13 protein-coding genes are annotated in these 16391 nt (G+C 66.1%); 9 read left to right on the plus strand and 4 right to left on the minus strand.

The window, feature by feature from the left end; all coding sequences use genetic code 11:
* Positions 1-63: 63 nt before the first annotated feature.
* From THIDRDRAFT_RS06980 to THIDRDRAFT_RS07020, 9 genes are all read left to right on the plus strand, one after another.
* The gene (locus THIDRDRAFT_RS06980; protein ID WP_007040119.1) at positions 64-2889 is read left to right on the plus strand and encodes a cation-transporting P-type ATPase; all 2826 of its coding nucleotides are present in this window, start codon (positions 64-66) and stop codon (positions 2887-2889) included.
* 21 nt (positions 2890-2910) lie between these two features.
* Complete coding sequence (locus tag THIDRDRAFT_RS06985; protein ID WP_007040120.1) at positions 2911-3792, plus strand: Rpn family recombination-promoting nuclease/putative transposase; 882 nt, start codon at positions 2911-2913, stop codon at positions 3790-3792.
* 45 nt (positions 3793-3837) lie between these two features.
* The gene (locus THIDRDRAFT_RS06990) at positions 3838-4977 is read left to right on the plus strand and encodes a GTPase (protein ID WP_007040121.1); all 1140 of its coding nucleotides are present in this window, start codon (positions 3838-3840) and stop codon (positions 4975-4977) included.
* Between the two features lie 13 nt (positions 4978-4990).
* On the plus strand, positions 4991-6577 hold the full coding sequence (locus THIDRDRAFT_RS06995; protein WP_007040122.1) for a GTPase family protein: 1587 nt from the start codon (positions 4991-4993) through the stop codon (positions 6575-6577).
* Between the two features lie 168 nt (positions 6578-6745).
* The gene (locus tag THIDRDRAFT_RS07000; RefSeq protein WP_245535795.1) at positions 6746-7702 is read left to right on the plus strand and encodes an NAD(P)H-binding protein; all 957 of its coding nucleotides are present in this window, start codon (positions 6746-6748) and stop codon (positions 7700-7702) included.
* Between the two features lie 69 nt (positions 7703-7771).
* Entirely contained in the window at positions 7772-8536 is a 765-nt protein-coding gene (locus THIDRDRAFT_RS07005; protein ID WP_007040124.1) for a cobalamin biosynthesis central domain-containing protein, read from the plus strand.
* Positions 8533-9840: a precorrin-3B C(17)-methyltransferase gene (cobJ, locus tag THIDRDRAFT_RS07010; protein WP_007040125.1), complete on the plus strand. Its 1308-nt coding sequence runs from the start codon at positions 8533-8535 to the stop codon at positions 9838-9840. Before THIDRDRAFT_RS07005 ends, cobJ begins: the two co-directional genes overlap by 4 nt.
* Positions 9841-9885: 45 nt before the next feature.
* On the plus strand, positions 9886-10410 hold the full coding sequence (locus THIDRDRAFT_RS07015; protein ID WP_007040126.1) for a ferritin: 525 nt from the start codon (positions 9886-9888) through the stop codon (positions 10408-10410).
* A gap of 318 nt (positions 10411-10728) precedes the next feature.
* Positions 10729-11049 (plus strand): hypothetical protein, encoded by a 321-nt coding sequence (locus THIDRDRAFT_RS07020; RefSeq protein WP_007040128.1) that lies wholly within the window; start codon positions 10729-10731, stop codon positions 11047-11049.
* Positions 11050-11131: 82 nt separating this feature from the next.
* On the opposite strand, the gene THIDRDRAFT_RS07025 is transcribed toward THIDRDRAFT_RS07020, so the two are convergent.
* The 4 genes from THIDRDRAFT_RS07025 to ubiU form a co-directional block, all read right to left on the minus strand.
* Positions 11132-12490: a sigma-54-dependent transcriptional regulator gene (locus THIDRDRAFT_RS07025; protein ID WP_007040129.1), complete on the minus strand. Its 1359-nt coding sequence runs from the start codon at positions 12488-12490 to the stop codon at positions 11132-11134.
* Entirely contained in the window at positions 12487-14442 is a 1956-nt protein-coding gene (locus tag THIDRDRAFT_RS07030) for a sensor histidine kinase (protein ID WP_245535792.1), read from the minus strand. Before THIDRDRAFT_RS07030 ends, THIDRDRAFT_RS07025 begins: the two co-directional genes overlap by 4 nt.
* A complete protein-coding gene (ubiV, locus tag THIDRDRAFT_RS07035; RefSeq protein WP_007040131.1) occupies positions 14376-15308 on the minus strand; it encodes a ubiquinone anaerobic biosynthesis protein UbiV in 933 nt (310 codons plus the stop codon). Before ubiV ends, THIDRDRAFT_RS07030 begins: the two co-directional genes overlap by 67 nt.
* 73 nt (positions 15309-15381) lie before the next feature.
* Positions 15382-16377, minus strand: coding sequence for a ubiquinone anaerobic biosynthesis protein UbiU (gene ubiU / locus THIDRDRAFT_RS07040; protein ID WP_007040132.1), 996 nt, complete (start codon positions 16375-16377; stop codon positions 15382-15384).
* Positions 16378-16391: the final 14 nt, after the last annotated feature.

Here is a 16391-nt window from a genome sequence, read left to right on the forward strand (position 1 = left end):
CCCAATCCACCGTGACGGGCGTTATCCTCCAACACGCCCGCTGGACGCAATCAGGAGATGCGCATGCTCGCCTCGAACCCGACCCTCATCTACTGGACGCTCGCCATACTCGTCTTGGTGTCCGTCGCCTTCCTGGTCGGCTGGCGCTTCAGACGGAACGCAATAAACAGACGGGCGGTCGCACGGACGCAGCCCCCCGCCGAGAGCCGTTCCTGGCACCAGCTCGATGCCGACCAGACGCTGACCGAGCTCGAGGTGACCGAGACGGGGCTCGAGACCTCGGAGGCACTCGCGCGTCTCGAGCGCCACGGCCCCAACCGGCTCCCCGAGCCCGAAACGCGCGGCCCGCTGATGCGCTTCCTGGCCCAGTTCCATAACGTCCTCATCTATGTGCTGCTCGCCGCCGGTGTGGTTACCGGGCTCCTGCAGCACTGGCTGGACGCCGGCGTCATCCTGGGCGTGGTGCTGATCAACGCGGCCATCGGCTTCGTCCAGGAGGGCAAGGCCGAGGATGCGCTGCGCGCCATTCGTCAGATGCTCTCGCCCCACGCCATGGCCTGGCGCGACGGACGTCTGACGACCCTGGACGCGGCCGATCTGGTGCCGGGCGACCTGGTGCAGTTGCAGTCCGGCGACAAGATCCCGGCCGACCTGCGGCTGCTGCGCGCCAAGGGCCTGCAGATCGAGGAGGCGGCCCTGACCGGCGAGTCCGTGCCGGTCGACAAGGTCGTGGGTGCGCTGCCGCTCGAGACGCCGCTCGCCGACCGTCGCTGCATGGCCTACTCGGGCACCCTGGTCACGCACGGGCAGGGGACCGGCATCGTGGTCGAGACCGGTGCGGAGACCGAGATCGGGCGCATCAGCGCCCTGGTGTCGGGGGTGGAGCAGCTGACGACGCCCCTGCTGCGCCAGATGGCCCAGTTCGGTCGCTGGCTCACCGCCGCCATCCTGGCGCTCGCGACCTTGACCTTCTGCTTCGGCGTCCTGGTCCGCGACTATACGGCCGCCGAGATGTTCCTGGCCGCAGTCGGGCTGGCGGTGGCGGCCATCCCCGAGGGATTGCCGGCCATCATGACCATCACGCTGGCGATCGGCGTGCGCCGCATGGCCGGGCGCAACGCCATCATCCGCCGGCTGCCGGCGGTCGAGACCCTGGGCACCGTGGGCGTCATCTGCTCGGACAAGACGGGCACCCTGACCCGCAACGAAATGACGGTGAGCCGTCTGCTGACCGCCGAACGCGCATTCACCCTCAGCGGCACCGGCTACGATCCGCACGGCGCCATCCTGCTCGACGGCGAATCCTACGCAACTCAGCAGGATCCCGTCCTGACCGAGGCCCTGCGCGCTGCGCTCCTGTGCAACGACGCCGCCCTGACCCCGGCCGAGGGCGAGTGGCGCGTCGAGGGCGATCCCATGGAGGGCGCCCTGCTGGTGGCGGGCATCAAGGGCGGTCTGGATCCCGAGATGCTCGCCAGTGAGTTGCCGCGCACGGATCTCATCCCCTTCGAGTCCGAGCACAAGTTCATGGCGACCCTGCATCACGACCATGTCGGCGAGTCCTTCATCTTCGTCAAGGGCGCGCCCGAGGCGCTGCTGGAGATGTGCTCCAGACAGCGGGTCGCGGGAGGAACGGCCGACATCGACCGCGCCTTCTGGCTCGAACGGATGGAGGGGCTGGCCGCGCAGGGTCAGCGGGTGCTGGCGATCGCGGCCCGGCCGGCGGAGCGGCATGCCACCGATCTGGTGTTCGACGATCTGGGGCGGGATCTCGTCATGCTGGCCCTGGTTGGTCTCATGGATCCGCCGCGCGAGGAGGCGATCGCCGCCGTCGAGGTCTGCGCCCGTGCCGGCATCCGGGTGAAGATGATCACGGGCGACCATGCCTCCACGGCCATGGCGATCGCGGGTCAGGTGGGGCTCGCCAATTCGAACGTCGTGCTCACCGGACGGGATCTCGACGCCATGGACGAGGACACGCTGCGTCGGCGCGCCGAGGAGGTCGACGTCTACGCCCGGGTCACCCCGGAGCACAAGCTGCGCCTGGTGCAGCGGCTGCAGGAATCGGACCGGATCGTCGCCATGACCGGGGACGGCGTCAACGACGCCCCGGCGCTCAAGCGGGCCGACGTGGGCGTCGCCATGGGGATCAACGGCACCGAGGCGGCCAAGGAGGCGGCCGAGATGGTGCTCGCCGACGACAATTTCGCCTCCATCGCCAGCGCGGTCGAGGAGGGGCGCACGGTCTACGACAACCTCAAGAAGGCCATCCTCTTCATCCTGCCGACCAATGGCGGCGAGGCGCTGGTGGTGCTGGGGGCCATCCTCTTCGGTTTCCATCAGTTCCCGCTGACCCCGGTCCAGATCCTCTGGGTCAACATGATCACGGCCGTGACCCTCGCCCTGGCGCTCGCCTTCGAGCCGCCCGAGCCGGGCGTCATGGGCCGTCCGCCGCGCAACGCCCGCGAGCCGGTGCTGACCCCGGCCTTCCTGTGGCGCATCGGCTATGTCTCTGTGATCCTCATGATCGGGACCTTCGGGCTCTTCCTCTGGGAGCTGGAGCGGGATGCGAGCATCGAGCAGGCGCGGGCGGTCGCCGTCAACACACTGGTCTTCTTCGAGATCTTCTATCTGCTCAATTCGCGCTACATCAACGCGCCCGTGCTCAATCGCGCCGGACTCACGGGCAACCCCTACGTGCTGCTCGCGATTGGGCTGTTGGTCCTGTTCCAGCTCGCCTTCACCTATCTCGAGCCGATGCAGGCCCTGTTCGGCGTCGCCGCGATCGACTGGACTGTCTGGGTGCGCATCGTCCTGGTGACCTCCTCGGTGCTCTTCATCGTCGAGCTGGAGAAATGGCTGACGCGCCGCAGACGGCTTGCTGATTGATCGTCGTTACGGGGGGTAAGAATGGCTGTGAACACGGAATTCGACGCGTCGACCGATTGGAAGGGCGAGCTGCTCGACCCCAAGAACGACTATGTCTTCAAGCGCGTCTTCGGCGAGGATCCCGCCTTGCTGGTGTCGCTGATCAACGATCTGCGTCCCGACCTGCCCGAGATTCGGTCGGTGGAGATCCTAAATCCGGGCATCAACGCCGAGGAACTGCGCGGCAAATACATCGTCCTCGACGTCCTCGCGCGCGATGCCGAGGGACACGCCTACAATGTCGAGATCCAGGTGCGCCGTTACGGGGCCTGGCATCAGCGGGCGCTCTACTACCTGGCGCGGATGCTGGCGTCTCAACTGGACGCGGGCGAGGACTACGACCGGCTACGTGCGGCGGTCGGGATCCATCTCCTGGATTTCGACCTCTTTACGGAGACGCCCGAACAATGCGCTCAAGCCCTGTGGCGGTTCGAGATGCGCGACGGGCATCAGCCGCAAGTAACCTTGGGAAACCAGCTTCAGCTGTCCCTGGTCGAGCTGAAGAAGGCGGATCGTCTGAGACAGGGGACGGGGCCATTGGCTGACTGGGTGAGCTTCTTCGAGCATTGGCGGGAGGAACAGATCATGACTGAGATCGAGCATGCGCCGATTCGCGAGGCGCTGAATCGGGTACGTCGGCTGAGTGCGGACGAGGAGGCGCGACGGATAGCCTTCGTGCGCGAGCGGGCGCTGCGCGACGAGGTGTCCTTGCTGAATGAGGCGCGTGAGGAAGGACGAGAGGAAGGACGGCTGGAAACGGCCCGAAATACCGCCCGTAATCTCATCGCGCTAGGTGGCCTCAGCGATGGACAGATAGCGCAGGCGACCGGTCTGCCCCTCGAGCAGGTCGAGGCACTGCATTAGGCTCCGCCGTTGCGTGCGGGAATCGCTGACACCAAGGAGTTGTCGATGGACGATGCCCTGGAGCAGGCCCGTCGCTGGGTCGATGCCGATGCGCCGGTTCTCTGGCTCTTGGGCAATACGCAATCCGGCAAGACCAGCATCCTGGCCGAGATCACGGGGCAGGGGCATGACGAGGTCGGCCGGGGCTATCGGCCGATGACGCGCGAGAGCCGTCTCTACGCCTTCCCGCCGGATCGGCCGGTGCTGCGCGTGCTCGACACCCGAGGTCTGGCGGACAGCGCGGACGAGGATGCCTCCGAGGATCTGGATCGGGCGCGGGAGCAGGCGCATCTGCTGGTCGTGGTGGTGCGGGTCGAGGATCTGGAGATCGGCGAGATCCTGGAGGTGGTCCTTCAGACCCGTCGGCAGCATCCGCGGTTGCCACTCATCGTCGCCCAGACCTGTCTGCATCATCTCTACGGAGCGGATGACCGGCATCCCGAGCCCTATCCGTTCGACGGAACCGACGACGACCGGCATCGGACCGGGGGTTCGGTCGAGTTCGGACGCTGCATCCTGGCCCAGCGCAGGCTGTTCACCGACATCAAGGGGGAGCCGCCGCACTTCGTACCGCTCGATTTCACGCGACCCGAGCAAGGGGTTCTGCCGGCGGATTACGGCGCCGAGCGGTTGTGGGATCTGCTCGAACGGGCGCTGCCGGAGGTGGCCGAAGAGCTGCGTCTGAACCGCGCCTCAGAGGAGAGCATCCGCGCCCGGGTGATCTTGCCCTACGCCATGGCGGCGGCGGCCGCGAACGCGGTGCCCGTGCCCCTGCTCGGCGGCCTGGGCGCGGCCAGCCTGCAGTCGGCGATGGTGGTCCGGATCGCCCGTCGACTGGGCTGCACCGGCGACTTCACGGCCCTGTGGCGCGAGCTGGTGGGTGCACTCGGCGCCGGGTTCCTGGCCGGCTTCGGCGGCAGCTGGACGGCGCAGCAGGTGCTCAAGCTCGGACTCGGCTGGGGCACCGCGGTGGTCGCCTCCTGGACCTTCGCCATCTCCTGGGCGATCGGCGAGGCTGCGCTCTATTACTTCGGCGAGAAGGCCGCGGGACAGGCGCCGGATCGGGAGGCGCTACGCGCCCGCTACCGCGCGGCGCTGAGCGAGGCGCGGGCCACCTACAAGCCGCCCAAGGCTGGGCCGCCATGAGGATTCGAGAGCCATGACGGAGATCTCCATCTGGGAGCAGCTGCGTGTGCATCACAGACGTGCGATCTGGCTGCTGTCGCTGGCCGCGCTGCTGATCCTGATCCCCTGGGCGACCGGGCTGGCGGTCGGGGTCTGGTATCTGTCTCAGCAGGGGTGGGCCTGGTACTGGTGGGCGGGAACCCTGGTGCTGGGTCTTCTGGCCCTGTTGGTGCTGCGACGTCTGATGTTGCGGCCAGGAAGGCCGGTTCGAACGCTGCGGGACGCCATGCCGGGCGCCTCGGCGGCCGAGCGGCGCGCGCGCGAGGCCCTGCGCCGGCGCGCCGATGCCATGGACGCGGAGGATCTGAGCGACCTGCAGGCGCTGGTCGATCTCGTCACGGGCGCCGTCCGGGACGTCGCCGAGGCCTATTCCCCGAAGGATCCCACCGCCCTCTGGCGCTTCACGCTGCCGGAGCTGCTGCTGATGACCGAGGATCTGACCCAACGGGTGCGCGGGACGCTCCTGGTCGACTTCCCCGTGCTTCGACACGTCGAGTTGTCCTGGATCGTGACCCTGGTCGGTGTGGTCGATCCCCTCGGCAAGCTGGCGAATCTCTATTCCGTGCTGCGCTGGGTCAACCCGGGCAGCGCCTTCGTTTCCGTGCTGCGCGGCCGTCTGGCCGAGCAGGCCCTGAAGGGCGTCAGCGATTCCGCCAAGGTGCAGCTGGGCGTGATCCTGATCGAGCAGACGGGGGATACGGCCATTCGGCTCTATTCCGGTGCCTATCGCCGCCGAGCCGAGGAACGGCTGCCGACGGCGCCCGAGACGGTCGCGGACGGACCGGAGGAGCCCTTGACCCTGCTGCTCGCCGGACGGCGCAACGTCGGCAAGTCGGCCCTCATCAACGCGCTGCTCGACAAGGCACGCGAGCCGGTGGGTCTGCTGACACCGCCCGCCCAGGGCTGCCGCGCCTACGCGCTGCGCTCCGAGCAGGCCGGCGATCTCGTTCTCGTCGACTGTCCCGGCGTCCAGGGTGGCGGCAAGGAGCCCTGGCTCGCCCAGGCGGCGAAGAGCGATCTGGTGCTCTGGGTCGCCGCCGCCAACCGCGCCGACCGTGCCGCCGATCAGCGTGCCCTCAGGGCGCTCGATGCATTGACCGAAGGCAAGCCCCACCTGCGTCCGGTGCCGCGCATCCTGGTGCTGACCCATGCCGACAAGCTGGGTCCGCCACTGGAATGGGAGCCGCCCTACGAGATCGCGGAGGGCGACCGACCCAAGGAGCGCGAGATGCGCGAGTCACGCCGGGCGGCCTGCGAGCAGCTGGGCATGTCCGAGACAGGCTGTGCCCTGATCGCCATCCCACCCGGTCTGCCCCTCTGGAACGCGGACGATCTCTATCGGGCGATTCGAGAGGCCCTGCCGCAGGCACGGCAGAAACAGCTGGAGCGCGGGATGGCAAAGGACGGCTGGCTCCGAAGGGTGCGGGACACGACCGGCAGCATCCCGGGAGCCGTCGACCGATCGCGCCGATTCGGCCGCCGTTGGCTCGACCGGACGGTCGGAAAGGCCGCAAGTCGTATCGCGGACACGCTGTCCGACAGGGAAGGGGACAAGGAATGATGATGTCCCCGACGCTCCGCGAATCCCGGTCCCTGGTCTGCCGCACTTTGGTATCCTTGCCCGCTCGCCAGGGGCCGATATCCAGGCCCTGGATATGAATCTCACGCCTACAACAAGGGGCTCTCTCCGATGAATGCTAGCGATACCAGGCGACCCCGTCGCGTCCTCATGGTCGGGGGGACAGGCACCATCGGTCGCGCCACCGTTTCCGCTTTGGTGGCACGGGGTCACGAGGTCGTCTGTATCGTCCGTCCCCGAGCCTCGAAGCAGGAGCGGCCCATGGACTTCCTGCAGGGGGCCGAGGTGCGTCTCGCCGACGTGACCGATCCCGACTCATTGGCCGAGCATGGATTCTGCGGGGAGCGCTTCGATGCGGTGGTGTCCTGTCTCGCCTCGCGGACGGGTGAGCCGCGCGACGCCTGGGCGATCGATCATGGGGCGCACATGGTCCTGCTCGAACAGGCGAAGGCCGCGGGCGCGACCCAGATGGTGCTGCTGTCGGCGATCTGCGTGCAGCGGCCCCGGCTGGCCTTCCAGCAAGCCAAGCTCGCCTTCGAGCAGGCGCTGATGGCGTCGGGGCTGACCTACTCGATCGTACGCCCGACCGCCTTCTTCAAATCGCTGGCGGGGCAGGTGGCCCGGGTCCAGCAAGGGAAGCCTTATCTGCTGTTCGGCGACGGTCGGCTGACCGCCTGCAAGCCGATCAGCGACGCGGATCTGGCGGCCTATCTCGCGGACTGTCTGGAGGATCCCTCGCTGCAGAACAGGGTCCTTCCGATCGGCGGGCCGGGTCCGGCGATCACCCCGATCGAGCAGGGACAGTTCCTGTTCGATCTGCTCGGCCGCGAGCCGAGGTTCAAGCAGGTGCCGGTCGGGTTCATCAGCGGTATCGCGGCGGTCCTGGGGGCGCTGGGCAAGGTCGTTCCGCCGCTGGCCGTCAAGGCCGAGCTGGCCCGTATCGGCCATTATTACGCGACCGAATCCATGCTGGTGCTCGACCCCGAGACCGATCGCTACGATGCGGATGCCACGCCCGAGACCGGCCGAGACACCCTGTTCGACTATTACCGCCAACTCGTCGAGGGGACCGAGACGGCCGAACGCGGCGAGCATGCGGTGTTCTGAACCCCGCCCGATGGCAGGGACTACCCTCGACATTCTCCTCGCCGACGCTGGGATCCGGCTCGAGCGGCCATGATCGACGCTCCCAATCGAGCGGGCGATGTCCCCTCATCTTTGATGCTGATCGCCCTCAGCCGTCCTGGCGTCCTGCAGCTGTGCCGGCTGGCGTGCGCCCTGCCTCGGGCGTCGATACTCGTCGGCGAGCGCCATCTGGACCTGATCGAGGGGCTCGAGAATCCGGCCGAAGGCATTGAGGGAGGCTTGGGCGCGCGGGTTCCAGCTCTCATGAGCGGCTTCGATCAGCTGGTATTTTTCCTCTCGGTCGGTGCCGTGGTACGTCTGATCGCGCCGCATCTGCGCTCCAAACACCGGGATCCAGGGGTGCTCGCGGTCGACGCCGGGGCGCGCTTCGTGGTGCCCCTGGTCTCGGGGCATATCGGCGGTGCCAACGCCTTCGCCGAGCGCGTGGCAGGGATGCTGGGCGCGACCGCGGTGATCACCACGGCCTCAGAGGCCGTCGAGACCATCGCCGTCGATATCCTCGGGCGTGAGCTGGGCTGGCGGGTCGAGGCGCCCGAGATCAATCTCAGGCGCGCCGCCGCCTCGGTCGTCGACGGCGAGCCGGTCGTGCTGATCCAGGAGACGGGCGCGCGCGATTGGTGGCGCGGCCCCGGCCCGCTGCCCGACAACATCTGCGTGAGGAGCGCCCTGGACGGTCTGGATCTGGACCGCTTCCGGGCCGTGCTGCTCGTCACCGGGCGCCGGATCCCAGCGGATCTTCGTCAGCGGCTGGGTGAGCGGCTGGTGGTCTATCGTCCCGAGGGGCATCGAACATGAGCGATCGAGGCAAGCTTTTCCTGGTCGGGCTCGGACCCGGCGATCCGGCACTGATGGCCGCGCGCGCCCGCGAGGCGATCGCCGAGTCCGATCTGGTGATCGGTTACGCACGCTATCTGGACCTGATCGAGGACCTGCTCCGGGGCAAGGAGGTCCTGCGCAAGGGCATGACCGAGGAGGTCGAGCGCTGTGTCGCCGCCTGCCGCGAGGCACGGGGTGGGCGGCGGGTGGCCCTGGTCTCCTCCGGGGATGCCGGGGTCTACGGCATGGCCGGACTGGCCTACGAGGTGCTGTTGCAGTCCGGCTGGACACCCGAGGCGGGCATCCCGGTCGAGGTCGTCCCCGGCATTACTGCAGTGACGGCCTGCGCGGCCCTGGTGGGCGCCCCCTTGAGCCACGATTTCTGCGCCATCTCGCTGTCCGACCTGCTCACCCCCTGGCCGCTCATCTCCAGACGCCTGGAATCCGCAGGGCGCGGCGACTTCGTGGTCGCGCTCTACAACCCAAGGAGCGGCCGGCGTCGTCGTCAGCTCCTGGAGGCGCGCGACATCCTGCTGCGCCATCGCCGCCCCGATACCCCGGTCGCCATCGTCAGCAGCGCCTATCGGGAGGGTCAGTCCGCCCGTCTATCGACGCTCGCGGCGGTGGCCGATGGCGAGGTCGGCATGCTCTCGAGCATCTTGGTCGGCAACAGCCGCTCGGAGATTCGTGCCGGTCTGCTGATCACGCCGCGCGGCTATGACCACAAATACGATGCCCAGACGGGTGGTTTGCGCGATGGCGAGTGCCCCGGCCGCTCGCTGAGCCTGGGGCTCGATGGATGGAGGGACGCCGTGCGCCGCGTCTTGCACGATGTCGACGCGCCCTCACCATGGGAGGTCGCGTGTCGGTTCGAGGTGGCGCTGGGAGAGATCCTTTCCGCTGTCGCCGAGGCGCCGCCGAGCGAGGGTGTCGGCGAATTGTCGGCCTCGTCACTCGGCGTTGCGAACGCGGGTGAGATCGTCGAGATCCTTCGAGACTGGGGCGAACTGCGTCTCGACCTGGGGCATGCACAGGGAGCGGCCTTCAGTCTCCTCGTCCGGTCCTCGGAACTTCTCGTCGATGGCTCGGGTCTTCGTCTCGAACGTACCGGCTGCGGACTCGAGCTCGACTGGTCCCGGGTCGGGAGTGCCTGGCTGGTGGGGCGGGGGAGGCATCGGCAGACCCTCTATCTGCTCGATCATCGAGGGGATCCACTGCTCGAGATTGCCGCGATCGAGGGCCGACACCCTTCCCCGGGGCCACTTATGGCATCATCTCGATGACATACCTGATTGACACATGACCTCTACGACCAGGAGTCCGACTCGATGATTTCAGAAGAAATGGCCAACCGCATCAACGCACAGATCAACCGCGAGATGTATTCAGCCAACTTCTACCTGTCCCTTTCGGCGCAGGCGGAGACCATGAACCTCAAGGGTGTGGCGGCCTGGTTCTTCGCCAAGCACGGCGAGGAGATGACGCATGCCATGAAGATGTATCGCTATCTCATCGACCAGGACGTCGTGGTTAAGCTGACCGAGATCGCTGCCCCCGAGGCCGTCGAGCCGAGTGTGATCGAGATGTTCGAGGGCACCCTGAAGCACGAGCGCGGCGTCACGGCTTGCATCAACGATCTGGTCGATCACGCCCTCTCGGAAAAGGACCATGCGACCAATATCTTCCTTCAATGGTTCGTCACCGAGCAGATCGAGGAGGAGGCGACGGTCAAGGACATCATCGGCCGAGTGCGTCTGTTCGGCGATCAGGGCCAGTCGCTCCTTTTGATCGACAACGAGCTGGCGGGTATCGCCAAACAGATCGGGCAGACGGCGGATGCCTCTGCTGCCTGATCGGCGACCGCCCGGTGCGCGGGGGCCTCAATGAGTAAGAAATCCGAGAAATGCTGCAAGAAATATCGCGAGCAGAAGGCGTGCAAGAAATGCCCGAGGCGCAAGGCCAAGGGTGATTGACTCCTTACGTAATGCCATGGACGGCATGCATCCATGCTTCCCCTCGGTCATGCTGTTGTTGAGGAAGTCGTCTGCATCGAAACGACCCTGAGTCGGTTTCCCCTTACTCTGCGCTTAGAATTAAGGCGTATGACGTCGACATCAATGTGCCAGGCATCCAAACCGGATCTACTCATCAGGCTCCAGAGGGGGGCAGCAATGAAGCCTAAGACCTTTTCACTCGCTATCCTGTCGCTTGCTCTGACCGGCTGCGGCAGCGGTATCCTTGCACCGGAAGGCCCGGTGAGCAATGCGTTTCTGAATCGGGTGGCCACCAACTGCGCCAAGCTCAAGATCGGAAACCAGCCGATCGACTTCCTGCTCGACGTCAACGGCGACGATGACTATTTCATCGACGAGACCAGCAAGCTCGCTGTAGGCAGCGTCGACAAGGCTACCTATGCCGAAGACATCAATGCCTATTATCCGACGGGCACCGATCAGGCGGCCCTCGACTGCATCTTCGATCAGATCGATTGATCCCTCGATGCGCCTCAATAGACGCCCATTCCAACCTCGAGGTTTGAGCGCATCCCTGTAGGCAGGAGCCGCCCTTAGCGGCTCATGCCTTGTAGTCGTCCTTGTCGAGTTGGTACTTCTGCATCTTGTCGTAGAGTGTCTTGCGGGGGATGCCGAGTGTGGTCATGGTGTCCTTGATGCAGCCTTTACTGAAGGCGAGGGCCTGTACGATCAGACTCTTTTCGAAGTTCTCGATTTGTTCCGGCAGGGTTCGAGGTGCACCTGCCATTGGGGTGGCTAAGAGGTCTGCGAGGGACCAATCGAACTGTTCGCCGAGCAGGACGTAGCGTTCGGTGAGGTTGCGCAGCTCGCGCACGTTTCCCGGCCAATCGTAGCCGATCAGGCGGCTGACCTCGCTCTGGGCGGGGAAGGGCGCGTCGCGCTGGAAGCGGTCCTGGGCCACCAGGAGGAAATGGTGGAAGAGCAGCGGGATGTCGTCGCGTCGGTTGCGCAGTGGCGGGATGTGCAGGGTCACGACATTGAGCCGATAGTAGAGGTCCTCGCGGAAGCTGCCCTGATTGGCCGCCTCGCGCAGGTCGACCTTGGTGGCGGCCACCACGCGGAAGTCGAGCGGGATGAGCTGGTTGGATCCCAGCCGCTCGATGGCGCGTTCCTGCACCACCCTTAGCAGCTGCACCTGGGCCGAGGCGGGCATGCTCTCGATCTCGTCGAGAAAGAGGGTTCCTCGATGGGCGTGCTCGAATTTGCCGATGCGTTTGGATTTGGCTCCGGTGAAGGCGCCCGCCTCGTGGCCGAAGAGTTCGCTTTCGATCATGGTCTCCGGCACCGCGCCGCAGTTGACCGCGACGAAATTGCAGTCGCGCCGGCGGCTGTGTTCGTGCAGCGAGCGCGCCACCAGCTCCTTTCCGGTTCCTGTCTCTCCGAAGATCAGCACGTCCGCGCCCGTATCGGCGATGCGGGCGATGGTCGCGCGTAGCTGGCACATTTCAGGGCTGCGTCCGATGATGCGCGGCCCCAGTGCCGTGTTGGCCATGAGCTCGACCCGCAGGTTGCGGTTCTCCATCACCAGGGCGCGTTTGTCCAAGGCGCGCTGCACCGTGTCGATCAGACGCTCGGCGGGATAGGGCTTCTCGATGAAGTCGTAGGCCCCGCCGCGCATCGCCTTGACGGCCGTGCTGACGTCGCCATGCCCGGTGATGAGAATGACCGGGATGTCCGGGTCGATCGCGTGAGTCTGTGCCAGCAGTTCCAGGCCGTCCATTCCGGGCAGACGGATGTCGGTGATGAGGACGCCCGGCCAGTCGCGGGTGATCATTGGCAAGGCGGTCTCGGCGCGCTCGAATGTCTGCGAGGTCAATCCGGCGAGATCGAGTGTCTGCTGATTGGCCGCGCGGATGTGTTGTTCGTCGTCGACGAAGAGGATCGATGGGCTGCTGTTCATGTTGCCTGAGATGGGTGGATGTCCGCCGCTGGAAGCCTGAGTTCAAAGCAGGCGCCAGACTCGAGCGGGACGGTGGCGAGCGAGCCGCCCATCTCGGCGGCGATGCGGGCCGAGATCGCGAGCCCCAGGCCCAATCCCTCGCCGGCGTCCTTGGTGGTGAAGAAGGGCTCGAAGATGAGATTCAGATCGGATTCGGGAATGCCTGGACCTGTGTCTTCGACGGTCGTGATCACCCAATCCTGGGTGCGGTGTGCCTCGATGCGGATACGTCGCTCGGTCTGTCCGTCGATCGCCTGGCAGGCGTTGCCGAGCAGATTGACCAGGACTTGCTGCAACAAGACGTCGTTGGCCTTGACGCTAAGCTCAGACGGAACCCGCGATTCCAGGGTGCCTCCGCAGCGGTCGAGGATAGGAGCGGCGATACGCGCCGCGCCCTCGACGACCGGCGCCAGCGGCAGGGCGATCAGATCGCCGGAGGTCTTGCGGGCGAAGAGCTTGAGCTGAGAACCGATCTTGGCCATGCGCTCGGTGAGCGCCAGGATCTGTTCGAGGTTGAGCTCGACCTCTTGGGTGCGGCCCTTGGCCAGCAGCAGCCGACCGTTGTCGGCATAGGTGCGGATGGCGGCGAGCGGTTGGTTGAGCTCGTGGTTGATTCCGGCCGACATTTGTCCCAGCGTGGCCAGCTTGGCCGACTGGATCAGCGCCTGCTGGGCCTCGCGTAGCGCCTGTTCGGCGCGTAGCCGTTCGTCGACCTCGGCCAGCAGGCGGCGGTTGGTGCGGGTCAGCTCGGCCGTGCGGGTGGTGACCCGTTCCTCGAGTTCAAGGTTGATGCGTTCGAGCGAGGCCCGTGCCCGTTCGGTCAGGATGGTATGGACGCGTCGTGCGCGCTGGTGCTGCAGCAGGAGTGCGGCGATCAGGGCAGCGGTGGCGGCGAGTGCGGCGGCGAGGGTGGTCAGCTTGAGCGTGTCGCGGATGACTTCGCGGGTATCCGAAAGTTCGTGAACCTGCCAGCCGGCGTTTGGCATGGCGCGGGACTGTAGCAGATAGCGTCTGTGCTTGCGCCATCCCTGTTCGGACTCTAGGCGCACGAGCTGGCCTTCGGGAAGACGTTTTAGGATCTCCAGCCCCATCGGGGATAGTGTGGCGTCCAGATAGCGGTTGCTGTGGGCGATGCGCTGGCGGGCTGCCTCGTCGAGCGGGAAGAGGGTGCGGAAGCGTTGTTCGGGTTGGGTGGAGACGAAGACGACCCCGTCCGGGTCCGTCACCAGAAAGATCCGGTCCGTCTTGGCCCAGCGGCGCTCGGCTTCGCTGATGTCGATCTTGACCACGACGGCGCCGAGGATCTCGCCTTTTTCATGTACCGGATAGGCGAAATAGTAGCCGCGCTGCTTGGATGTGGTTCCGAGGGCGAAATAGCGTCCCAGTTGTCCGCCCATGGCGTCGCGGAAATAGGGGCGGAAGCTGAAGTTGCGGCCCACGAAGGGACGTTCCGCCTGCCAGTTGCTGGCCGCGATCGTCAGCCCCTCGGCGTCCATTAGGTAGGTGTCGGTGGCGTCGCTGATCCGATTGATAGTTTCGAGATAGCGGTTGAGCGCCTGGATGCTTTCCTGGCCGCCGGGCGCGCGCATGAAGTCGATCAGGCGGGGGTTGGTGGCCAGCAATTCGGGGAGCGGTTCGTATTTGGCGAGCAGCCCCTGGAGGTGGGCCATGTAGAGATTGAGGTCGGTGCGTCCCTGGGCGGCGAGGCGTCCGATGCCGTCGCGGTAGGACCAGAGGCCGAGCGCCCAGAGCCCGGCGCACAATCCGAGGAGCAGCGCCGCCCAGAGCAGGCGGCGCTTGAGTCGGCTGGACCTTGGCTCGATGCCGATTGCTCCTCCGGGGGCGTTTAGCGCGAGCTCGGAATCGCCAGTCCGGTCAGGTGACCGGCATCGCCAGTCCAGTAGCCGTCGCACAGACCGGAAGGCGCCCAGTCGCGCAGCTTGGCCATGCCTTCGGCGGTGTCCAGTTGGCCGCTCAATGTGTCGGCGAAGACGCGGACCACATCGGCGGTATGGGCGGACTGGGGACTGATGCGCAGCAGGTCGACACCCAGTTCGCTCACCTCGTCCAGCGCGGGCAGCAGATTGTGCGTATTGGCCGACTGGGTCTGGATGCCGTTGAGGGTCAGAAATTGCAGTCCGTCCTGGGTCGAGATCGTCAGTCCGTCCGGATAGTCGCCGCAGCAGAACTGACAGTCGTCCTTGCCCAGGTCGCGGTTGTAGGCGGTAAAGCAGCGCGCCGAGTAGGCGAGCGGAAGACGGCCGAAGGCGAACAGTTCGCACTCGACGCCGGTCGGGCGCAGACGCAGCAGATCGGTGGCATTCTCACGGCCGAGCTCGACCGGCAGCACCCAACGCTTGAGTCCGCGCTCGGCGAGGAAGGCCAGGGTGCGGTGGTTGTAGAGGTTGATCGAGTGTCCGGCGATGAAGGGGCGTCCTTCGAGGAAGTCGAGCGCGCCCAGATCATTGGCCTCGATCGAGAAACGCTCGTCGGCGCAGATGCGTTTGAGGGTCTTGAGTTCGCCGTCGGATTCGATCAGGGCCAACGTGGAAATGACCGCTTCCTTGCCGGCGGCGACGACGCGCTCGGCCAGCTCCCAGTAGTCCTCGGGACGCAATTGGCGGCGCTTGGAGCAGATGGTCTCGCCCAGATAGATGACGTCGACGGGCGACTCGATCATCTCGGCGTAGAAGTCCATGACCTGCTCGCGCGACCAGAGATAGAGGATGGGGCCGAGCGAGAGGCGGGGGCGATGTGTGCTGTTGCTCAAGGATGTCATAGGTTCGGTCGGGTGTTCATCAAGGCGTGCTGTTGCAGCGCTGGAAACTGGGGTCTGGAAGCTGGCCGCTTCTTCAGTGCCAGGTCCGCTCGTAGGGGCCGATGGTGGTCTGGGCGCCTTCCGAGACCTGTGCCAGGATCTGGTGCCAGCTCTCCTTGGGACGGAAGGCCTGCGGATTGCGCTGGCAGCTGTCGATTGCCTCGCGCCAGACCTTGGCGATCTGGGAGACGTAGCGGGTGCTGCGCTGGCGTCCCTCGATCTTGATGGCGCTCACACCGGCAGCCATGATGTCGGGCAGGATGTCCAGGGTGTTGAGGCTTGTCGGCTCCTCGATGGCGTGGCGCAGCTCGCCGTCGACCTGATAGCGCCCCTTGCAGAGGGTCGGATAGCCGGCCGCCTCGGAGTGCGAGCGGCGCTCGATCAGAATGCCGCCGAGCCGCGTCTCCTGGCCCTCGGGGGTGTCGCGCCACTCGACGTGCGCAGCCGGTGAGCAGGCGCCGTAGGTATTGGGCGACTGGCCGCTGGCGTAGGAGGACAGCAGGCAGCGTCCCTCGACCATGACGCAGAGGCTGCCGAAGCCGAAGATTTCGACCGGGACCGTCGTTTCCTTGATGAGATTGGCGACCTGGGTCAGAGAGAGCACGCGCGGGACCACCACGCGCTTGATGTTGAAATGACGTTGCATGAAGCCGATCGCGGCCGGATTGGTCGCCGATCCCTGGACCGAAAGGTGCAGGTTGATGTTCGGGTGACGTTGCGTCGCGTAATCGAGTATGCCCATGTCGGCCAGGATGATGGCGTCGACGCCCAGCCCGGCGGCACGGTCGACGGCGGCCGTCCAGCGCTCCCAGCCGTTGGGTTGCGCATAGGTGTTGATGGCGACGAAGACCTTGACGCCTCGGTCATGGGCGTACTGGATGCCCTGCTGGATCTGTTTGTCGTTGAAGTTCAACCCAGCGAAGTGGCGGGCATTGGTGTCGTCACGGAAGCCGAGATAAACGGCATTGGCGCCGTTGTCGACGGCAGCCTTGAGCATCGGCAGGTTGCCGGCGGGGCAGACGAGTTCCATGGTGGATGGTCTCC

This window comes from Thiorhodococcus drewsii AZ1, from assembly GCF_000224065.1.
Taxonomy (GTDB): domain Bacteria; phylum Pseudomonadota; class Gammaproteobacteria; order Chromatiales; family Chromatiaceae; genus Imhoffiella; species Imhoffiella drewsii.